The 16,243-nt window shown below is 63.1% G+C and carries 19 protein-coding genes; 5 read left to right on the top strand and 14 right to left on the bottom strand.

Annotated features, from left to right (window positions below):
* Together AC0L2V_RS10660 and AC0L2V_RS10655 are read right to left on the bottom strand one after the other, a co-directional pair.
* The gene (locus tag AC0L2V_RS10660; RefSeq protein ID WP_023798600.1) at positions 1–219 is read right to left on the bottom strand and encodes a hypothetical protein; all 219 of its coding nucleotides are present in this window, start codon (positions 217–219) and stop codon (positions 1–3) included.
* Positions 216–1,037: an N-acetylmuramidase family protein gene (locus tag AC0L2V_RS10655; RefSeq protein ID WP_473520053.1), complete on the bottom strand. Its 822-nt coding sequence runs from the start codon at positions 1,035–1,037 to the stop codon at positions 216–218. The genes AC0L2V_RS10660 and AC0L2V_RS10655 overlap by 4 nt, the downstream gene beginning before the upstream one ends.
* 131 nt (positions 1,038–1,168) lie before the next feature.
* Between AC0L2V_RS10655 and AC0L2V_RS10650 the strand changes: the two genes are divergently transcribed.
* The 4 genes from AC0L2V_RS10650 (at position 1,169) to AC0L2V_RS10635 (ending at position 2,350) form a co-directional block, all read left to right on the top strand.
* Entirely contained in the window at positions 1,169–1,348 is a 180-nt protein-coding gene (locus tag AC0L2V_RS10650) for a hypothetical protein (RefSeq protein ID WP_091599061.1), read from the top strand.
* 119 nt (positions 1,349–1,467) lie between these two features.
* A complete protein-coding gene (locus AC0L2V_RS10645) occupies positions 1,468–1,650 on the top strand; it encodes a hypothetical protein (RefSeq protein ID WP_023798597.1) in 183 nt (60 codons plus the stop codon).
* A 182-nt stretch (positions 1,651–1,832) separates the two neighbouring features.
* A complete protein-coding gene (locus tag AC0L2V_RS10640) occupies positions 1,833–2,027 on the top strand; it encodes a hypothetical protein (protein WP_473509311.1) in 195 nt (64 codons plus the stop codon).
* A 152-nt stretch (positions 2,028–2,179) separates the two neighbouring features.
* Complete coding sequence (locus tag AC0L2V_RS10635) at positions 2,180–2,350, top strand: hypothetical protein (RefSeq protein ID WP_023798595.1); 171 nt, start codon at positions 2,180–2,182, stop codon at positions 2,348–2,350.
* Between the two features lie 87 nt (positions 2,351–2,437).
* Here AC0L2V_RS10635 and AC0L2V_RS10630 read toward each other — a convergent pair whose 3' ends face one another.
* From AC0L2V_RS10630 to AC0L2V_RS10575, 12 genes are all read right to left on the bottom strand, one after another.
* Complete coding sequence (locus AC0L2V_RS10630) at positions 2,438–3,025, bottom strand: acyltransferase (protein ID WP_167366550.1); 588 nt, start codon at positions 3,023–3,025, stop codon at positions 2,438–2,440.
* 252 nt (positions 3,026–3,277) lie between these two features.
* The gene (locus AC0L2V_RS10625; protein WP_473520052.1) at positions 3,278–6,460 is read right to left on the bottom strand and encodes an SGNH/GDSL hydrolase family protein; all 3,183 of its coding nucleotides are present in this window, start codon (positions 6,458–6,460) and stop codon (positions 3,278–3,280) included.
* Positions 6,461–6,942: 482 nt separating this feature from the next.
* Complete coding sequence (locus AC0L2V_RS10620) at positions 6,943–7,305, bottom strand: VanZ family protein (protein WP_287346608.1); 363 nt, start codon at positions 7,303–7,305, stop codon at positions 6,943–6,945.
* Positions 7,306–7,597: 292 nt separating this feature from the next.
* Entirely contained in the window at positions 7,598–8,452 is an 855-nt protein-coding gene (locus AC0L2V_RS10615) for a hypothetical protein (protein ID WP_473520051.1), read from the bottom strand.
* Positions 8,452–8,943 (bottom strand): hypothetical protein, encoded by a 492-nt coding sequence (locus tag AC0L2V_RS10610; protein WP_473520050.1) that lies wholly within the window; start codon positions 8,941–8,943, stop codon positions 8,452–8,454. Before AC0L2V_RS10610 ends, AC0L2V_RS10615 begins: the two co-directional genes overlap by 1 nt.
* Positions 8,944–8,945: 2 nt before the next feature.
* Positions 8,946–9,605, bottom strand: coding sequence for a hypothetical protein (locus tag AC0L2V_RS10605; RefSeq protein WP_473520049.1), 660 nt, complete (start codon positions 9,603–9,605; stop codon positions 8,946–8,948).
* 82 nt (positions 9,606–9,687) lie between these two features.
* Positions 9,688–12,144 carry a phage tail protein gene (locus AC0L2V_RS10600; RefSeq protein WP_473520048.1) on the bottom strand — a complete coding sequence of 819 codons (2,457 nt, stop codon included), beginning with the start codon at positions 12,142–12,144 and terminating at the stop codon, positions 9,688–9,690.
* Positions 12,144–12,428, bottom strand: coding sequence for a hypothetical protein (locus AC0L2V_RS10595; protein WP_473520047.1), 285 nt, complete (start codon positions 12,426–12,428; stop codon positions 12,144–12,146). The genes AC0L2V_RS10600 and AC0L2V_RS10595 overlap by 1 nt, the downstream gene beginning before the upstream one ends.
* Positions 12,425–12,745, bottom strand: coding sequence for a phage connector family protein (locus AC0L2V_RS10590; protein ID WP_473520046.1), 321 nt, complete (start codon positions 12,743–12,745; stop codon positions 12,425–12,427). The genes AC0L2V_RS10595 and AC0L2V_RS10590 overlap by 4 nt, the downstream gene beginning before the upstream one ends.
* A gap of 357 nt (positions 12,746–13,102) precedes the next feature.
* Positions 13,103–13,342 carry a hypothetical protein gene (locus AC0L2V_RS10585; protein ID WP_473520045.1) on the bottom strand — a complete coding sequence of 80 codons (240 nt, stop codon included), beginning with the start codon at positions 13,340–13,342 and terminating at the stop codon, positions 13,103–13,105.
* Between the two features lie 187 nt (positions 13,343–13,529).
* Positions 13,530–14,519, bottom strand: a complete 990-nt coding sequence (locus AC0L2V_RS10580) for a Coat protein (RefSeq protein WP_473520044.1) — start codon at positions 14,517–14,519, stop codon at positions 13,530–13,532.
* Between the two features lie 79 nt (positions 14,520–14,598).
* Entirely contained in the window at positions 14,599–15,507 is a 909-nt protein-coding gene (locus AC0L2V_RS10575) for a hypothetical protein (RefSeq protein ID WP_473520043.1), read from the bottom strand.
* 326 nt (positions 15,508–15,833) lie between these two features.
* On the opposite strand from AC0L2V_RS10575, the gene AC0L2V_RS10570 reads away from it, so the two are divergent.
* Positions 15,834–16,148 carry a YMGG-like glycine zipper-containing protein gene (locus AC0L2V_RS10570; RefSeq protein WP_027154393.1) on the top strand — a complete coding sequence of 105 codons (315 nt, stop codon included), beginning with the start codon at positions 15,834–15,836 and terminating at the stop codon, positions 16,146–16,148.
* Positions 16,149–16,243: the final 95 nt, after the last annotated feature.

Below are 16,243 nucleotides of genomic sequence, written 5' to 3'. Positions count from 1 at the left end.
TCAATTGCCCTCCACGGCAGGCTGGTTTCTGACGAGGCCGGCGACGCCGTCGCGCACGACGTTGATCAGGATCTTGAGCAGGGCCAGCACCCCGGTGATTTTTAGCGCCAGGGCGGCGTCGATGCCGAACAGCGTCCAGTCGAAGCCGACCAGGCCGGTGAGCAGCAGGATCAGCACATTGATCAGATTGTGCGCGGCGTTGGTATTGAACCAGTTCATGGCTTTACCTTTCGAAACAGGGAGGGGGCCTTTCGAAACAAGGAGAGGATTGCGGCGACCAACGGAGCCAGCACTGCGGCCCATAATCCGGACAACGATCCGGAAAACGGTCCGGACAACGGCCCGCGCCGCACTCCGGTTTTGCCCGGCTCTGCCTTGACGGGCGTGAAACCCTTCGGTTGCGGCGGCTGCGGGATCGGAACCGGCGCCGGAGGGGGCGGCGTGTCCCTGATCCCGGACCATTTGCGGAACGCCTCGGCAAGCCGGATATCGTAGGCGTTCTTCGCATAGGATGCGCCGTTGTAGCCCCTGGCGAAGCCGGCCCAGTCATGCTTGCGCAATTTGCCGTCGAGCCGGTTGGCGGCGATGAAATTGACCGCCGCCGCCAGCTGCAGCGCCTCGTCCGCCATCATGGCTTCGACCATTGCCTGCACGGTCAGAAAGCCGGCCGCCCTGAAATTCTCGCCGAGGACCTGGCCGAGCCCCCATGACGCCGATCTGAGCGCCGCCGTCTCGTCGATGGCGCAGGCGGCTTTCAGGCGCGGATAGCTGTCGCGGGGATACGGCTTTTCGCCCCATTTGGCATAGGCAAGGCCGGCCGCTACCGCCTTTGCCCGAGCCGCGCCCGCCAGATTGCGGTAAAACACATGCGGCTCGAACAGGATGACCGGCCGGCCCTGGGCGTCGAAGCCATGCCCGCTGGTTTCGACATCGAGAAAGGCGTGGATCTCGTCTTCGCCGACGCCGATGCTGGCGCCGAGTCTTGGCAGATCGAGATCGTCGAGGCGCCTGGCGGCGCCCTTGAACGTCATGTCCATGGTCTTGTCCTTTCCCAGGTTGATGTTTGCAGGCGGTTGATGTTTGCAGGCGCCCGGTTGATGTTTGCAGGCGCCCGGTTGATGTTTGCAGGCGATTGTGTGAAATGGCCCCAAACTGTGGGGATTTGCCGATGTCGCAAGACGAAGGAACGGCGCGCTGGACGGTGAAGGCCGAGCTCTGCGCGGTCGGCCGCGACAAGCCGCTGCTTGTCGCGCTGGCGGTGATCCTGTGCCTCTATTGCGGGCTGATAGCCGGGCCGATCGTCTATGCATTCCTGGCCTTCCAGGGCATGGCGAATTTCTTCAACTGACGGCATTGACCAGTTGAGAACAGCTCGATCCGTCTTGCCATCGGCATGGAAACCGCTTAGCCGGAATAAACTGCTCGCATGAACCGTTCATACCCCATGGGAACAGGTGCGGAGGGCGCGTGACAATCAGGATCAGGCTTCCGGGCGGGACACTGAAGATCAAGAAAAAGGACGAGCTGCGTCGCCGCGAGCAGAAGCGCCAGGTCCCGGTCTGGCGGCTTGGAGACTATTTCATCGTCTGGTGGCCGAGCAGCATTTCGGATCGTCCGTCCGGACGGCCGCCAAAGGGAGTGGGTGAATAGTGAATAGTGAAGAAGGTGCTCTACTCACTACTACCATTCACCATTCACCATTCACCATTCACCATTCTCCCGCTCAAGCCGGTCCCGGAAAACAGCCGCGGAAATAATCAACGATCAGCCCTTGACTCTTCCGCCACGGAAGCTCTCTAAGTCGCTGCATTGCACAACGGGGGTTGGGAGCAATGGCAGTGCGTATCAGGTTGCCGGGCGGCACCTTGAAGATGAAGGTGTATCGGGAGTTGCGCGAGCGTGAGCGCGCCCGCCGCATCCCGGTTCTGAAGCTGGGCTCGCTGTATTTCAGCTGGTGGTCGAACCGGCCGCGTCCGTTGAACGACCAGCCCGACGACGATCCAAACCGATCTCGGGCAGCGCCTTGACGGCCCGAAAAAAGCCGTCCTCGGGCGGCTGCGCTTGAACCCTTCCGGTCAAGCCAACAAACGCGCGCATCGGCGGTTGACTCTTCGGCTGGGGAAGTTCTCTAATTGCTGCATCGCACATCATCATTGAATTGCACAGCGGAGTTGAACCGATGGCCGTGCGCATCAAACTGCCGGGCGGCACCTTGAAGGTAAAAGTCTATCGCGAATTGCGGGGGCGCGAACGCGAGCGCCGCGTGCCGGTCATGAAGGTGGGTTCGCTGTATTTTGTCTGGTGGTCGAACAGCCAGCCTCACAACAAGCCGCAAGACAGCCGCCATTAGCCGTTGCCATTCGCCCGCGCCTTGGCGCAAGCGAATGGTTGGCGCTCTAGGATGGGACGACGCTCATTGATGAGCGAAGGCATCATTTCATTTCACCAGGTCGCGGTCCGGCCGCACCAAAGCGTCGGCCGGAACGTCCGACCGTACGATTGAGCCGGCTGAAATTATCGCCCGGTCGCCGATCGTGACACCCTTCATTATCATGGCACTGTTGCCGATCCAGACATCATCTCCGATTGTGATCGGTGCTGAGCGGATGCCTGGGTCGACGCGCGGGTGGCCTTCGCGAAAGATGGCCTGCATCTGCGCAAAACGCTTCTGCGGGTCCATGGGATGCGAGTTGGTATCGTGGATCGCCACCCCCCACGAGACGTGGACATGTTTGCCGATCTTGATCCCCACCGGATCCGATGACCAAATCGTCGAGCCTGGACCAAGGTAGAACCAGTCATCGATATTGATCCGGCCCTCATGGGCAAAGACCTGCAAATGTCCGTCCAGATGGCTGTCCGCGCCGATTGAGACCCGGGACCTGTCGCCATGAATGTTGAAGATCTCCGCCCCGGCACCGAACTTCGTGCGCTGCCCGATGACGGCATTCTCCCTTGCGGCGCCTGTGGCGATCCAAGACGAAAAGCGGCGGCGAACAGCGAGAATGGTGGAGAAGATACGCATTTGCGAACATCTGCCACACGCCACCATTTCAGTCTAGGCATCGAAGAGACCCCGACGCACCATTTGACGCAGGCATTCGGCGTCATAGGTGGCATGGCGCCGGCTGCATTCGGATGCAGCTCGTCCGACATGTACAGTGTCGACGTGAGGTAGCCCATTCCGCTCGATCTTGGTGCCGACAACGACCCACTCCTCGCCTTCCCGGAGTTTGGTACCGTCTCACCCTTGTGCTGAATTGCCTGTGCCATCTGCCTATCCCCTCTCCGCGACATATTCGATGAAGCGCAAGGCGTTGCTGTCATGGCCGACGTCGTTGAAGTGAAGCCCCTCTTGATAGGCTCCAGCGTCGATGTAATCGAAACCATCAATCGGGATCGTCAGCACGTTTCGTGACCGGTATGTCTGGCGGATAGCGCCAAGCGCCGCGTCGTAAGTCCGCCCGCCAGTGTAGCTACCATTCCAGGCCGAAGACGGGCGGGTCGGCGGCATCGCAAGGATGCGAGGTGCGGCAGCTGCCTCCAGCGTATTAAGCACCGCAGCGATGTTCGTGGAAATCGTAGCCGGCGCGGTACCAAAACTGTCGTTGATGCCAAGTGCGAGAATCGGAACGATCTTGCCGCCAGCATAGCTCGCTTGAACGATTGCCGAGGTAAGACGCGCCGTATTAAATGACGCGAAAGTATAGCTCCCATGCGCGGCGCGCAGTGAGCGCAGTCGAGGGCGCGATCCCGGCACCTTAATTCCAAGACGGATAAGCCCGGTAATTTCGACAGGGCCGCCTATCGCCGTCAGTGTGTAATTGCCGCTGACGGCCTGCCCCGTCAGCGACGGGCCGGAATATTGATCGAGCGCCAGAGCGCCGGCAGCATTGACAGTCTTGTACGCCGCGCCACCGTCGAAAGCGAAGGCAAGCGAACCTTGACCGGCGTCCCGGGTGTAGTGGACATCGACCTGTTCATAAGCTCCAGTGAACGCCAAGGACGCGCCATCCGCAAGGATGATGCTTTCGCCAACTGGCCCGCGCGTTCCCGTCGAGACGGTTCCGCTGGTCGCAACGCCATAGAAGGCCGGCGTGTAGGTGGAGCTTGGCCGCAGCGCCGTCATGCCCGGCTCGTCATCGGCAATGCCGAGATTGGCAAATTGGGTAACTCGATTAAACCAATGCGCCGGGCCATTGCTGGCCAACGCCCAATGACCGATGCTATCGGCGATCAAGCAGAGCACATCGTTGTTGGCGATATGCTCTGCCATCTTGGCCCGGAAGCCATCATAGAGATTAAACAGCGACGGGCGGGCCGGAACGAAGAACCTCCGGCCGCCGACGAACGGCTTTCCTGGTCCCCAAAAACCGTCACCCGACTTAGGCATAGCCGTCAACGCGAAGCTGCCGGGCGGCACATACAGGTTTGGATGGGCAGCAGCGGCCGAGGCAAAGATTGCGGTCGCGTCAACGACGCCATTCGGGTCGGCGTCCGCCAGCAGGTTCATGCCGGTGTTCTGTGTGCCGCCTGTCAGAGCCCGCGCAGCGTCGGCGATGAGGCCAGTTTTGATCGTGAACGCAACCTCATAGCGGTGCAGGGTCGATGATGCCACAACAGCGCCGTTCGACAGCACGCCGGACCTGATCCATGCGGGAATGCCTTGCGGGTTGACGCTGTTCTGAAACTTGTAGCCGCCGCCGCTGATTGCCGGATACTGCCCCGCTGCAATCGGTATGCTGAGGGAGATTTCGCTCACACCATTGGCCAACGCGATCTGGTGCGTGCTGATCACGTTGACGGTTAGATCGCCATTGTAGTGGATGACGTGAATGTTGGCCGTGCCGGCCCCGCTGGCACCGACATCGATTTCCGTGATGTAACCATCGGCCGGCGCTGGCGTTTGCATGACGACGCTGTAGTTCGCCGGGGTATTCGTGCCGGTGTTGACCAGGTTCGGCCAGCCGACCACCTGCTCAGTGCCGACGATGTCTACCAGATCGTTTGCGGTGTCGTAGGCTGCACGCGCCTTTGTGCCGACTTCGCCCGTGAAAGTGGCTTTCCATTGCGGACCATTGACAAAGTCGACGGTCTTGGCTGTGTGTGACGTAGGAGCCGTCGCCGTGAACCACTTGCTTTCGCCGTTCGGAATGGACCCCGCCGTATAATACCATGTGCCGGCTCCTGTCCGTTGCAGGCCCATGACACTGCCGGCTGGCTTCAGGATCGAGAGACCCGAGTTGACGGAAGACGGGCCGGCAACGACAGGGATGGTTTGTTGCGAGACGAGAGTTAAAGTGCCATCGCCCTCGACCTGGGCAATTACGATATGGATTGTTCCTGCCCCGGCGCCGAAGCCTAGTTCTAGGCTCGAAAGAAACTCATCGACAGCCGACAGAGAGCCCGGCCAATAATAGGCGCTGGTATTGGTAACAGCCGTGCCGCCGACGGAGCCCGTGATCAGGACCGGCCCAACCGTCCGCGACCCGATCAAGCCGACAACTTCCGCTGCCGACGTGCGAACACCGGTCTCGACGGCAACCGGCCCGACCGCGACGGTGTACATACCAAGGATGCCATCGCTGATTTCGGTCCAGAAGTATTCACCAACTTCAACATTCCGGCCCAAAACCGCCGCCGCACTTGCGCCGGCCAGTCCCGCAGACGCCGCGAAGCTGAAACTCGGCGCGACCGTGTAGGAACCGGGTGCCGTGATCAGGATCATCGTCAGAGCACCGCCAGCGACAACGAAGCGTCCTGCGGCGCCAGAACCGGCGCCGCCGGTAAACGCCAGATCGAACGTGCCGTCCGTGCCGCCGGCGCCGCCGACCAGGGCACTGAAGCCAGCCACGCCAAAGCCGATCGCGGCTACGATCGTCGGGAAGATGCCCTTGCCATACAGCGACGCGTCGCGTGCCGCCTGGGCGCCGGCTAGGTTGGCCGCCGTGGAAGCGACATCGGCGGCGGTCTGTCCGGCATTGGCAGCGGAGGTGGACGCGCTGGCGGCGGCCTGGCCGGCGCTGGCCTCGGTGGCATGCTTCAGCACCTGCGTTTCATCGCGCAGCGTCACCACCGCACCGACCACCTGCGAAATATCGGGCGGCACGAACGGGGCAATGGTGATGGCATCGCTGCCCACCACCGGCGCGTCGGCGCTGAATTCAAACACCCGGCCGGCATTGACCGACCCGATCTGGGTGTGAACCGTCGTTCCCCTCTGCAAGGTGCGGGCGGTGCGGGCGTCGGCGGCGCGGAACCACTCGCCTTCGCTCACCGTGTAGATGCCGTTCTGCGTCGGGTCGGCCTGGTCCTTGACCAGCACGCGGTCGCCGACCTCAGCCGGCACGCCGTCGATGGTCTGCAGGCGATGCAGCAGGATGCTGGCCGTGGTCGCCAGGCGCACGGGTTCGCGTTCCCCGGTCAGAAGTCGAACGGCGGCAGTTGCGGGTCGGGCCATCAGGCTTGCTCCATGAAAAAAAGCCCCGCGAAGCGAGGCTTGAAAGTGCTTTCAGCGGGCGCGGGACGCGCGGTCCATGGCACATCGACGGTTGGCGGCCGCGCCTTCGTCATCCCAGTGCGGAGCAAGAAGCGAAGCGACGCGGCGAAGACCCTGGGATCCATTCCGTAACATCGGAGCACTGCTGCGGTGCAGAACCTTTGATCGCCGAGGGACAGCGCCCCCACTGTCCTGCCGGGCGTCTCCCCCACACGGGAGGAGATCGGCAGCATCCTTTTTGCAAGGTTGGTGGTTAGCGAAAGCGGAGATGACGGCCGATCTCCCCCCTCGTGGGGGAGATGTCCGGCAGGACAGAGGGGGGCGCGAAGGATCGCTACGGAACGCTTTTATCCTGAACCGCCGCAGCTCGGTTGATGTCGCGACATGGTTCCCAAGGTCTGCGCCGCGTCGCTTCGTTCCTTGCTTCGCCTTGGGGTGACGACCTACGGCAATCCGCCGACGCGCTTGCCGACGCGCCTGCTTGTCCCGGCGATTGTCAGTCCCAACGCCATGCCGGCGCAGTCGGCAACCCAGTCGAACCCATCCAGGTCGCGCCCGATCAGTTGCGCGCCCTGAAGCACCTCGATCGCCGCGCCGGTAAAGGCGAGGAGAACAATCAGCCTTGTCCTGTGTTCCGGCCAACCGAGGCTTCCCAGGGCCGCCAGCACGGCGAAGGCGATGGCGTGCTGCAGCTTGTCGTCGTGAAGCGTGACGGCCGTGCCGAGGTCCGGCAAGAACCGCGCCGGCAGAAGCGTGAGCAGGAGAACGCCGGCCAACGTGATCGGAAAAACGATCCTTGCCAGCATCGGAAAAGAATCTAGGCGCAACAAGGTAGGGTCAGTCCTTCATCTGAGAAGCCTGGATGGGCGAGGTGGATTTGCCAATGATCGCATCAGCGCTTGGGAATTTCAAATCCAGAACCACAAGTCTGTGTTGTAAGAAAGGCCGCCGTCGCTCTTGTCGCCCTGGACCCATGCCTGCGAGGTTCCCATAAAAAAGCCCACTAACATGAAGAAGCCATTAAAGATGCCGGCGGGCCAACGGCAACGCAACAGGCCAGGTAACAAGAAGAACCTGGCCAAGTCGCCGGTGCCGACATCAGTTTTGCGTCGCCGAGACGCCGGCCAGCCGGGCGAGCGCAACCCTGTCGTCGGGCGTCAGATCAGCAAGGCGGTCGTCGCCCGAAGCGGGCCCATTCGGGTTTTCCGCCGACAGATCAGTGCCTTCAGCGCCTGTGGTTTCACCGCCACCGGCCTGCGCGGCCGGCGCACCCAGCATTTCGGCAGCGCGCTTCGGGTCCTTGGCGAGCATCGCCTGGGCGAGCGCCTTTGCCGTGTTGCTGCGCCAGCCGGTTTCGGCCAGCTGCCGGGCGACCGGGTTGCCCATCTTGGCGATGAAGTCGAACCCGCCCTGCCTGATCGCCTCGAACGTCGCGGTGTCGTCCGGGTCGCTCTGCGCGATGGCATTGAGCTCCGTAGCTTGCGCCTTGGACCATTCGGCCTGCTCATAGTCCTGGCGGCGCGCATATTGCTGTGCGGCCATGCGCGCCGACCCGGCCAATCTCATCGCCTCTTTTTGCCTGATGAAGCTGGCGCGTTCACTTTCCGGCATTTTTGGCACGGTGCTGTCGAAGATCTTGTCGAACAGGCCGGGCTTGACGACACCGTTGCGTGCCTGGCCATACATGGCGTCGTGCAGGCCGCGGCCGTCGGCCGGCGCATTCTGGATCGCTTCTTTCTCGGCCTGGGCGATCTGTCCGTTCAGCTCGCGGCCGATGACCTCGGCGTCGAACGCGTCCTGCTGCTGCTTCTGCTGGCGGAAACGCTCGGCGACGGCCGCGAGCTCGTCGCCAAAGCCCTGCATCGCGGCGCCGACCGGCGAGCTGTCGGGATAGGAAACCACGCTGCCGCTGTCGAGCCGGCGCTGGGCGAGCTGGAGGGGGATGGTCGCCATCAGTAAAGCCCTCCGCCCGGCGCCGGCGCAAAGGCGCTGTTGCCGAACGTCACCGCTTTCTTCGGGTCGTACAGCCCGGAAAGGCCGGACACGAGATTGCCGCCGGCCCTGAAGATCGAGGCAGCCGCCGCCTGACTGCCGGAAAAGCGCGAGATCGCGGCCTGCGTGGCGAAATTGTTCTGGCGCAGCTGCGAGCCGTACTGGATCGCCTTGATGTCGAGCTGGCCCTGCCTTGCATTGGCGGCGAGCACCTCGCTCGGTGAGCCTGACAGGGCGACGCCCGAGGCGCCGGCCCGGGCGCGCGCCTGCGACAGCAACAGATCCTGCTTGTGGCGTCCCTGGGCCTGCTCGAAGGCGGCGGCTTGCGCGTCGGCCTGCGCCTGCTGCTCATAGGCTCTGGCCTGATAGTCGGCCATCTGCCGCGACTGCTGGCCTTCGACCAGCGCGCCGCCGACCGAGAGAGCCGTGCCGATAAGGGCAAGCGTGCACATGGTCAGCCGCGGCCTCGGCCACGCAGCGAATATCGACCCGCGATGCCTCCGACCGGCGCGCCAAGCGGCGGTCGCGGGTCGAGCGCGCCGCCGGGGCTGAGCAGCGACAAAAGCAGTCTGTCGGCCTGGATCGCTGCCGCGCTGAGACGATCCGGAGCTGTCGCTCGCGGCCCGGTCACGGCGGCGCGCCGGACGGCGGTCGGGTTGATTTTCAGGTTGGCGACGCCGGCGGCGTCGAGCTGGCTGTTGACGGTGGCGACGGCACCGCGCAAGGCATCGGCGTCGAACAATTGCTGGCGCAGCTGCTCGACCAGCCAGTGGGCCATGCGCCAGCGCTCGTCGAGGGAAGCGGCGTTTGCCCTGATCTCGTCGGCAAGTGCTGCGATGTCGACGCAGTCTTCGCTTTGCGCGGCGGCATGGCGCTCGTTCGCCGCCTCACGGGTTTTTTCCAGCAGCGCAACGACGGCGTTGGCCTCGGAGAGCGCAATGCGCGCCGCCGCCAGGTCGCCACGGCCGAACATCGCACGACCCTTGGCCTTTTCCAGTTCCTGTTCGCGGGCGGCAGCAGTTTTGAGGTCGCTGTCGAGCAAGGCGATGACGGCAGCAAAATCGGCAGCCGTCCGCGCCCTGCCGAGAGCTTCGGCATGCGGGGATGGGGTCATCGAAGCGGGGTCCTTTTAAGGGAGTGATGGAAGGGCTGAGCGCGCAATCTCCCCCCTTGAGGGGGAGATCGGCAATTTTGAACTACGCCTCACTGTCGAACACCGGCGTGATCGCGCGGATGGTGCACGGTGTCGGGTTGGTATGGCGGATTCTCACCCGCCCCTGCCCTTCCCAACTATCGTCGATCGGCACTTCCACGTTCCCGGTGAACAGGTTGGCCGAACTGTCAGGGGTCACGACAGAGGGAATACGAACCGGCTCCCACCGCCCACGCTGCATGGAAGTAATCTCCAGCCCGGTCGTATCCGTCTCGAACAGCGACAGAATGACCTTGGCGACTTTCTTGCGCCGCCCAACGATCGAGCCATCCCTGCCGCCGACATCGAGTTCCAGCGTGTCGGCGCCCGCCTCATACGGCAGGCCCACCTGCCATTTGGCGGCCGTCGCACCACCAGGCAAGGAAACCGCCCCAGTAGCCACGACAAGGCCCTTGTAGACCACGCCATCCGCCAGGGCATCGACCGTCTCGCCGTTGAGATGATCGAGCCCTGTGACCGTTCCTGTAGCCACACCGCTGTAGGTCAGACCGCTATCGACCTCAAATGCGTCGGCAATCTCGCCATATTCGAACGGCGCCGACTTGATTTCAATAGTACGCCTGGTGGCGCCGCCGATGGTGCGCTTGACGATCAGCCACAGATCGTCATTGCCGTCCTGCCCCGGCGTCACCACGGCGCTCTCGACCATTCCCCATGCTGAATCTGAGAACGCGGAACCGGAGAAATACCCGGCGATGCGATGCCGGTGCATGCCGCGGACTTCCTGCGAAGGCTGGTGCGTGTATCCCCCCAACTCGCCATTATCGAGCGGGAACCACAGCAGCGGGTCGGGATCGGTCTGGAATGCCAGTTCGACGACACCCTGCTTCGGGATATGCTCGGAAACCTGCCCGACATCCTCCGAGGTGAATTTGCCGGTCGCGCTCTGGGTCAGTTCTGCAATCGATTTGCGCGACCTGGTGACGAACAGGAACGATTGCCCGGCGTCGACAGGGCGCAGCGGCGCGCAGCCAAAGGTGCGGGAGCGGCGGTTCTTGAACGATGACGGCGTCAGCGCTTCGTCGATGCCCGAGCCCGACAGCGCCCGGATGCCGCCAAGGGTGCCAATGATCAGCGCCCCGTCGGATTCCGCAATCCAGGTGATATCGTTGGCCTGGCCGCCGCCGGCCTGGACGAATTCAAGCGCGTCGTCGTCCTTTTCGCCGGTGGCGAAATTCTCGAAATCGCCGGTTGCCGAGGCATAGACGGAAAATTTTCGGCTGAAGGCCAGGCGCTCCTCGTACAGCGAACCGCTCTGGACATATTTGCCGGGAACGAAGGTGCCGAGGCGCCAGCGGGCGATCGGGCTGAGATTGGGCAGCGCATGCCCATACAGCCTGACCTTGACCTCGGTCGCGCTGCTGCGGCTGGTGATGCGCGCCCAGCGCCAGACGGCATCCGAGCCGAGCAAGCGAATGGTCCGGCCGACATCGCTGGTCTGGAAGCCGGTGCCGTCATTGATGCCGACGATCGAGGATGCCGTGAGATCGAATGGCGTCTGTGTATCGCCATCCTCGTGCCAGCCCATCTCGGCTATGTCCATGTTGTCGTCGCCTTCGGATCCGTTGAGCACTATCCGATAGGACTGATAGGCGGTCTCGTTCTGGAACTCATAAAACCGCACCTCGCCGCGCGACCAGCCGGTTTCCGCCGTCCGGCTGTCAAGCGAGATCCAGTTGGTGCCATCGAAGCCCTGGAAATCCCATGACACCGGTGCTCTGGAGCCGCCGTTCGCCCTAGTCTGTATCCAGTAACCGTCGCACACCTTTGTCGCGGTGCCTGCAAAATCATAGGACACGTCGCCGGTGGTCGTACCGAACGTTATGACTGTCTTGTTGTCACGGTCGAACGCGAGATATGCGGTGCCGGCGCTGGATGCAGCGGTGCCGGTTGGCAGCGTATTGCTGGTCATCGCCGGATGAACGGCGCCTGTCTCGGCCGGCGTCAGCGTGGTCGCGCTTGTGTTGATGTCGTCATAGGGGCCGTCGAGAAAGACGAACTCGGCCAGCGTCCATGCGGTGTGCGCCGTGCGGGTGAGAACCTGCGGCAGGTGGTTTTTGTGGGTGATCCACATCTGGTCGGCGGACTGGACGAATTGCAGGTCGAACAGGTCAGCCTCCAGGTATGGCGTCACCACTTCAACCACCCCGACGCGGGCGCCATAGGCATGGACGCGGATGTAGAGATCGCCGAATTCGAGCGCATAGGCCTGGTCCGCCGAGAAGATGAACGGGATCAGCCGCGTCGCTTTGGAAGAATCCCTCACCTCGGCGCAGAAATAGGTACCGCCGCGCTTCCGGATGCCACCATGGGGAAGCGTCAAAAAGTTTTCGCAGCGGGAGAGCGCGGCCCTGTATAGGTCGAGCGAGGCGCGAGCGTGCAATCGCGGTGAGATTTCGCCGCGGACGAAGGTGTCCTGGATGGGATAGAGCATCGTCATCAGGCGCGCCTGAACCGGTTGTCGCCGCGCTGGACCGCCCAGGACGACGTTGAAAACCTGCCGCCACGCTGGATGGCGTTGGCGTGGAACGCCGCGTCCAGCGCCGCGCTATAGGCACTGCGGGCGATGTCGATCATGCCCGCCTTGTGGGTCAGCGGATGCGCGATCTTGACGGCAAGCGCTGCAACCAGCACTTCGGTGAACGTCGCGTCCCAGTCGTTCGGATCGGTGAGGTTGGCGATATAGCGGATGATCAGCGGGCTCGATTGGTCGGAATAGATCAAGCCGGCTTCCGGCGCCACGCGATCGGCACGCCATCCGGCTCGCCATTGTGGGTCAGCGGCAAAGGCCGCAGGCAGTCCACGGGCAATTCATAGGCAAAGTTCAGCGTGCCCGCGCCACTGCCGGTATCGGACCCGGCGACGGCGGCCGCCAGGATTGCGAACACCCAGGCATGTTTCATCAGCTCCGCCTCGCGGGTCAGGTCGAAATGCAGGTTGAGCAGGCGGGCCGGTTTGACATCCTGATCAAGGCTGTCGACCGGCGCCTCGTCGAGGACGCCAAGCGCCATGTTGGCGATGTCGAGCGGGGTGATGGCCATGGTTTTAGGCCTCCGTCTGTGTGGATCGGGAAAAGCAGGACATGAGTGGGGTGGGATTGTGAGGAAGGTCGCGATCCGTCGCGCCCCCTCTGCCCTGCCGGGCATCTTCCCCACGAGGCCCACGAGGGGAGATTGGATGTCGCATTGGCTTTCGCCAATCGCCAACGTTGAAGTAAAGGGCGCGTTGTCGGTGAAGCTACCGATCTCCCCCCAAGTGGGGGAGATGCCAAATTTTGGCAAAGAGGGCAGGACAGAGGGGGGCGCCAAGGAATGCAACCGCTGGAAAATTGCCAGCGTGCGCCACGTGATATTATTTCACAACATCGCCGCGCAACGCGGCGATGACATCCTGCGGCGTCAGCCGAAGTGTGCGCTCGTCGGCCGCCCGCGCGACTTGGCAAACGCGCTTGCTGGCAACCTTTCGGCGCCTCTCGCCATTGCCAAACCGCGCTCAAGCGCATCCTCGAGGCTCGTCGTGTAGTAGGCGGTGTTTTCTAGGCCGCTGAAGAAGTTGATGCGGTGAAGCTCGCCCTTTTTGCTTATGACAATGCCGGCTTTTCGAAGCACATCCTGAACTGCCTTGTAGGTCATATTCATGGTTACCCTCCATCGCAAAGACAAGGCAGCATCGCCCGCTTGTGTAACCGTTTGGTGGCGGCGATTGATCAATGTGCAACAACAACAATTCTGGGGCAGCACGGCGCGTGATTTTGGGATTCGCACATCGGCCGACCCGGTGTCCAGAAGGGGCGGGACTCTGACGCCCCGCCCTCGCCTTGCTTCATCAGGCCTCGGTCGTCTTCAGCGCGATGAACGTCATGTGCTTGACGCTCGACGCCGTGCGGTCCCAGTTCGCCGCCAGCGCCAGTTCGGCATCGGTGGCGAATTCGCCAGCCGTCGACGCGTCGAGGAAGCGGGTGCCGGGCACATGCGGGACGAAATGCCGGCGGGCGACCATTTCGGTGACGCCGCCGCCATGGCCCTGGCGCGGCTTGCGGTCGAACTCCAGCGGCCCGCCTTCGGTATTGACCGGCAGCTCGTTCCACAGGATTGCCTTGTCCTTGAACATGAACGCCGTGTAGACGCCCGCGGCGACCGGGATGTCGTCGTCGATGACGGCCCGCAGCCCCATATAGTAGGGGATCAGCGGCCCGCCCTGCTCGGACAGCGGCACATAGTCGATGAGGTCGGCGAGCTTCAGCGCCTTCATCTGCTTGGAGTGCATCCAGATCGTCTTGAACTTGTCGGCGCGGTCGCCCATCAGATAGGCGGCCTCGATGATGTCGGTGTCGACGATGGAGGCGCCGGTGATGCGGACGAGGTCGCCGGCATCATTGGCAAGGTTGTCGGCCACCACCCCTTTCAGGATGCCGAGCAGCGTCAGCTTGTTGGCGCGCTGCCAGTAGTCGGTCTGGCGGCGCACGATCAGCTTCTGCGGGTCGTCGCCGGCCAGGATCGAGGTCAGGTCCGGAATACCCCACGCCTGGGCGCGGACATTGCGGGCGGCGACCTCGCGGCGCGCGCCGATCTTCTTCATCTCGATCGAGTCGGCCGGATCGTCATTGACCGGCTCGGACGGATCGTTGCCGAGATCCTTCCAGCCTGGCATGTCGACGGAACGCCCGCCCATGGAGAGCTTCGAGGCGATGGTCGGGTCGGAAAACAGGATCCCGGCCTGGTAGATCTCGAGCGACTGGACGTGTTCCTCGAATGAGTATTGTGCGTAGACGGACGGAACGATCGCGTCCGCGATGCGGGTATAGGCGTCTGCCATTTTTTCTTTCCTTCAGTTTGATTGACGGCTGCGCCCCTTCAGGCCGGATGAGGGGGCATTCGGATGCGGTTGCCCTATTTCAAAGGGGATTGTTCGGTATCCACAGGTCGGGGTTTTCGCCCGCCTCGCGTGCCAGCCGCCGGGCGCGGACGGGGTCGCTTCTGACGAGGGCCGAGATATCGGTCAGGTTGCGTTCGCCGGCGGCGTTGCGCTTGAACGGATTGCCTCCGTTCGAGGCTGCGCCGCCGTCGATCGTGTCATCCCTGAACATCGCCTCGCCAATGGCTTGGAACGCCCTGGCGATCTGCGGATCGGTCAAGGCGCCGTCAGGCAGGAGGATGCCCTTCGCCTTGTAGGCATCGACCAGGCCGAGCTTCTTCATCGCCCGGTTGGCGACCTCCAGTCGCTGGCGAAAGCCGTCGCTGTCAGTCGGTCCCCAGTCCCGGACCAGGTCGTCGTGAGTGGCCTCGACCGAACGGGCAGCGGCGATCTGCTGCGCCTTGGCCTGTTCGGCCATGTAGCCGACGAAGCGGTCGTGATAGGCCTGCGCCACCTTCGGCGTGGCGCCGGCCTCGACCGCCCACGCCTTGGACGCGTTGGCGAGTTCGTCCGAATAGGCGAAGTTTTCGGGGAGCCCGTCAGGGCGCCTGTACTCGACCTTGTCGGGCGATGTCAGCGGGCGCATCGCCTCAGGCAGCCGGGCATGGAACCTGTCCCAGTCTTCCGCAGCTGCGTCCGCTGCCGGAATGCGCAGGCTTTCGCCCTGCTGCCGCTCCAGCTCGGCATAGGATGTGAGAACCCGGTCGAGGCTTTCAGGCTTGGTCCAGCCCTTGGTTTCAGCGAGCTTGCGGTTGCCTTCGGAAAGACCGTCAAACCAGCTCTTGCCGGCCGGCGGGGCGGACCCGTTGTCCCCGGCGGCCGGTGGCCCTGCAAGGTTGCCCGCCGGTGGCGACGCCACCACGGACCCGGCGTCTGCCAGATCTGTCATGAGAAAGATTCCTTCTTGTTGTTTGCAAATGGAAACGAGCACTGGCCAGTTCAGTCAGTCGTGTTATTGGATTGTTGAAGGATCGGCTGGAGCCGGCGGAATCGTTGTGGCCGCAGCCTGATTCTTTTCGACAGAACCTGGCCCTATCGTCTTGTTCGAGTACGATCTTTCAGAACCGGCGGCACGCACCGTCAAGACGAAAGAAACCATGTCGCATTTCGTGACAAGCGGTTGCCGCGGTTCCGCCGCAATGCAACCGCACTTGGCAAACACTTGGCAAAACCAGCCAGTGTATTAGTTCATAGGCTTCAACGGAGTATCAGACGATGACCATGTACAAAGCCATTGCCGCCCTGCTTGTGACTGCCGCGCTGGCAGGATGTGCACAGACCGAAGGGCAGCAAAGAGCCACCACGGGGGCCCTGGTCGGCGGCGCTGGCGGCGCTCTCGTCGGTCAGGCCCTGGGCCGCGACACCAAGAGCACGGTTATCGGCGCAGCCAGCGGCGCCCTGCTGGGGGCGGTCGTCGGCAGCGCGACGACGCCACAGCGGCGCGGCGAACAGCTTTGCCGCTATCAGGACCGCTACGGCCGCATCTACACCGCCCGTTGCGACGACCGCTACTACCGCGGCGATTATTGAGACGAAGCCCCGGCGCTGGTCTTCCCTTCTCCCCTTGTGGGAGAAGGTGGCCGCGAAGCAGCCGGATAAGGGGTGTTCCAGCTTGACGAATACCT

The organism is Mesorhizobium sp. WSM4814 (genome assembly GCF_055811595.1).
Note: the sequence above shows the minus strand (reverse complement) of the source record. Positions and strands in the feature narration are given on the sequence as shown.

Coding starts and splice junctions, on each gene's coding strand:
- AC0L2V_RS10625 (WP_473520052.1), bottom strand. CDS start 6,460: ATGGCCCGACCCGCAACTGCCGCCGTTCGACTTCTGACCGGGGAACGC.
- AC0L2V_RS10605 (WP_473520049.1), bottom strand. CDS start 9,605: ATGACCCCATCCCCGCATGCCGAAGCTCTCGGCAGGGCGCGGACGGCT.
- AC0L2V_RS10650 (WP_091599061.1), top strand. CDS start 1,169: ATGTCGCAAGACGAAGGAACGGCGCGCTGGACGGTGAAGGCCGAGCTC.
- AC0L2V_RS10655 (WP_473520053.1), bottom strand. CDS start 1,037: ATGGACATGACGTTCAAGGGCGCCGCCAGGCGCCTCGACGATCTCGAT.
- AC0L2V_RS10630 (WP_167366550.1), bottom strand. CDS start 3,025: ATGCGTATCTTCTCCACCATTCTCGCTGTTCGCCGCCGCTTTTCGTCT.
- AC0L2V_RS10610 (WP_473520050.1), bottom strand. CDS start 8,943: ATGTGCACGCTTGCCCTTATCGGCACGGCTCTCTCGGTCGGCGGCGCG.
- AC0L2V_RS10585 (WP_473520045.1), bottom strand. CDS start 13,342: ATGAATATGACCTACAAGGCAGTTCAGGATGTGCTTCGAAAAGCCGGC.
- AC0L2V_RS10660 (WP_023798600.1), bottom strand. CDS start 219: ATGAACTGGTTCAATACCAACGCCGCGCACAATCTGATCAATGTGCTG.
- AC0L2V_RS10615 (WP_473520051.1), bottom strand. CDS start 8,452: ATGGCGACCATCCCCCTCCAGCTCGCCCAGCGCCGGCTCGACAGCGGC.
- AC0L2V_RS10575 (WP_473520043.1), bottom strand. CDS start 15,507: ATGACAGATCTGGCAGACGCCGGGTCCGTGGTGGCGTCGCCACCGGCG.
- AC0L2V_RS10635 (WP_023798595.1), top strand. CDS start 2,180: ATGGCCGTGCGCATCAAACTGCCGGGCGGCACCTTGAAGGTAAAAGTC.
- AC0L2V_RS10620 (WP_287346608.1), bottom strand. CDS start 7,305: ATGCTGGCAAGGATCGTTTTTCCGATCACGTTGGCCGGCGTTCTCCTG.
- AC0L2V_RS10600 (WP_473520048.1), bottom strand. CDS start 12,144: ATGACGATGCTCTATCCCATCCAGGACACCTTCGTCCGCGGCGAAATC.
- AC0L2V_RS10580 (WP_473520044.1), bottom strand. CDS start 14,519: ATGGCAGACGCCTATACCCGCATCGCGGACGCGATCGTTCCGTCCGTC.
- AC0L2V_RS10570 (WP_027154393.1), top strand. CDS start 15,834: ATGACCATGTACAAAGCCATTGCCGCCCTGCTTGTGACTGCCGCGCTG.
- AC0L2V_RS10590 (WP_473520046.1), bottom strand. CDS start 12,745: ATGGCCATCACCCCGCTCGACATCGCCAACATGGCGCTTGGCGTCCTC.
- AC0L2V_RS10640 (WP_473509311.1), top strand. CDS start 1,833: ATGGCAGTGCGTATCAGGTTGCCGGGCGGCACCTTGAAGATGAAGGTG.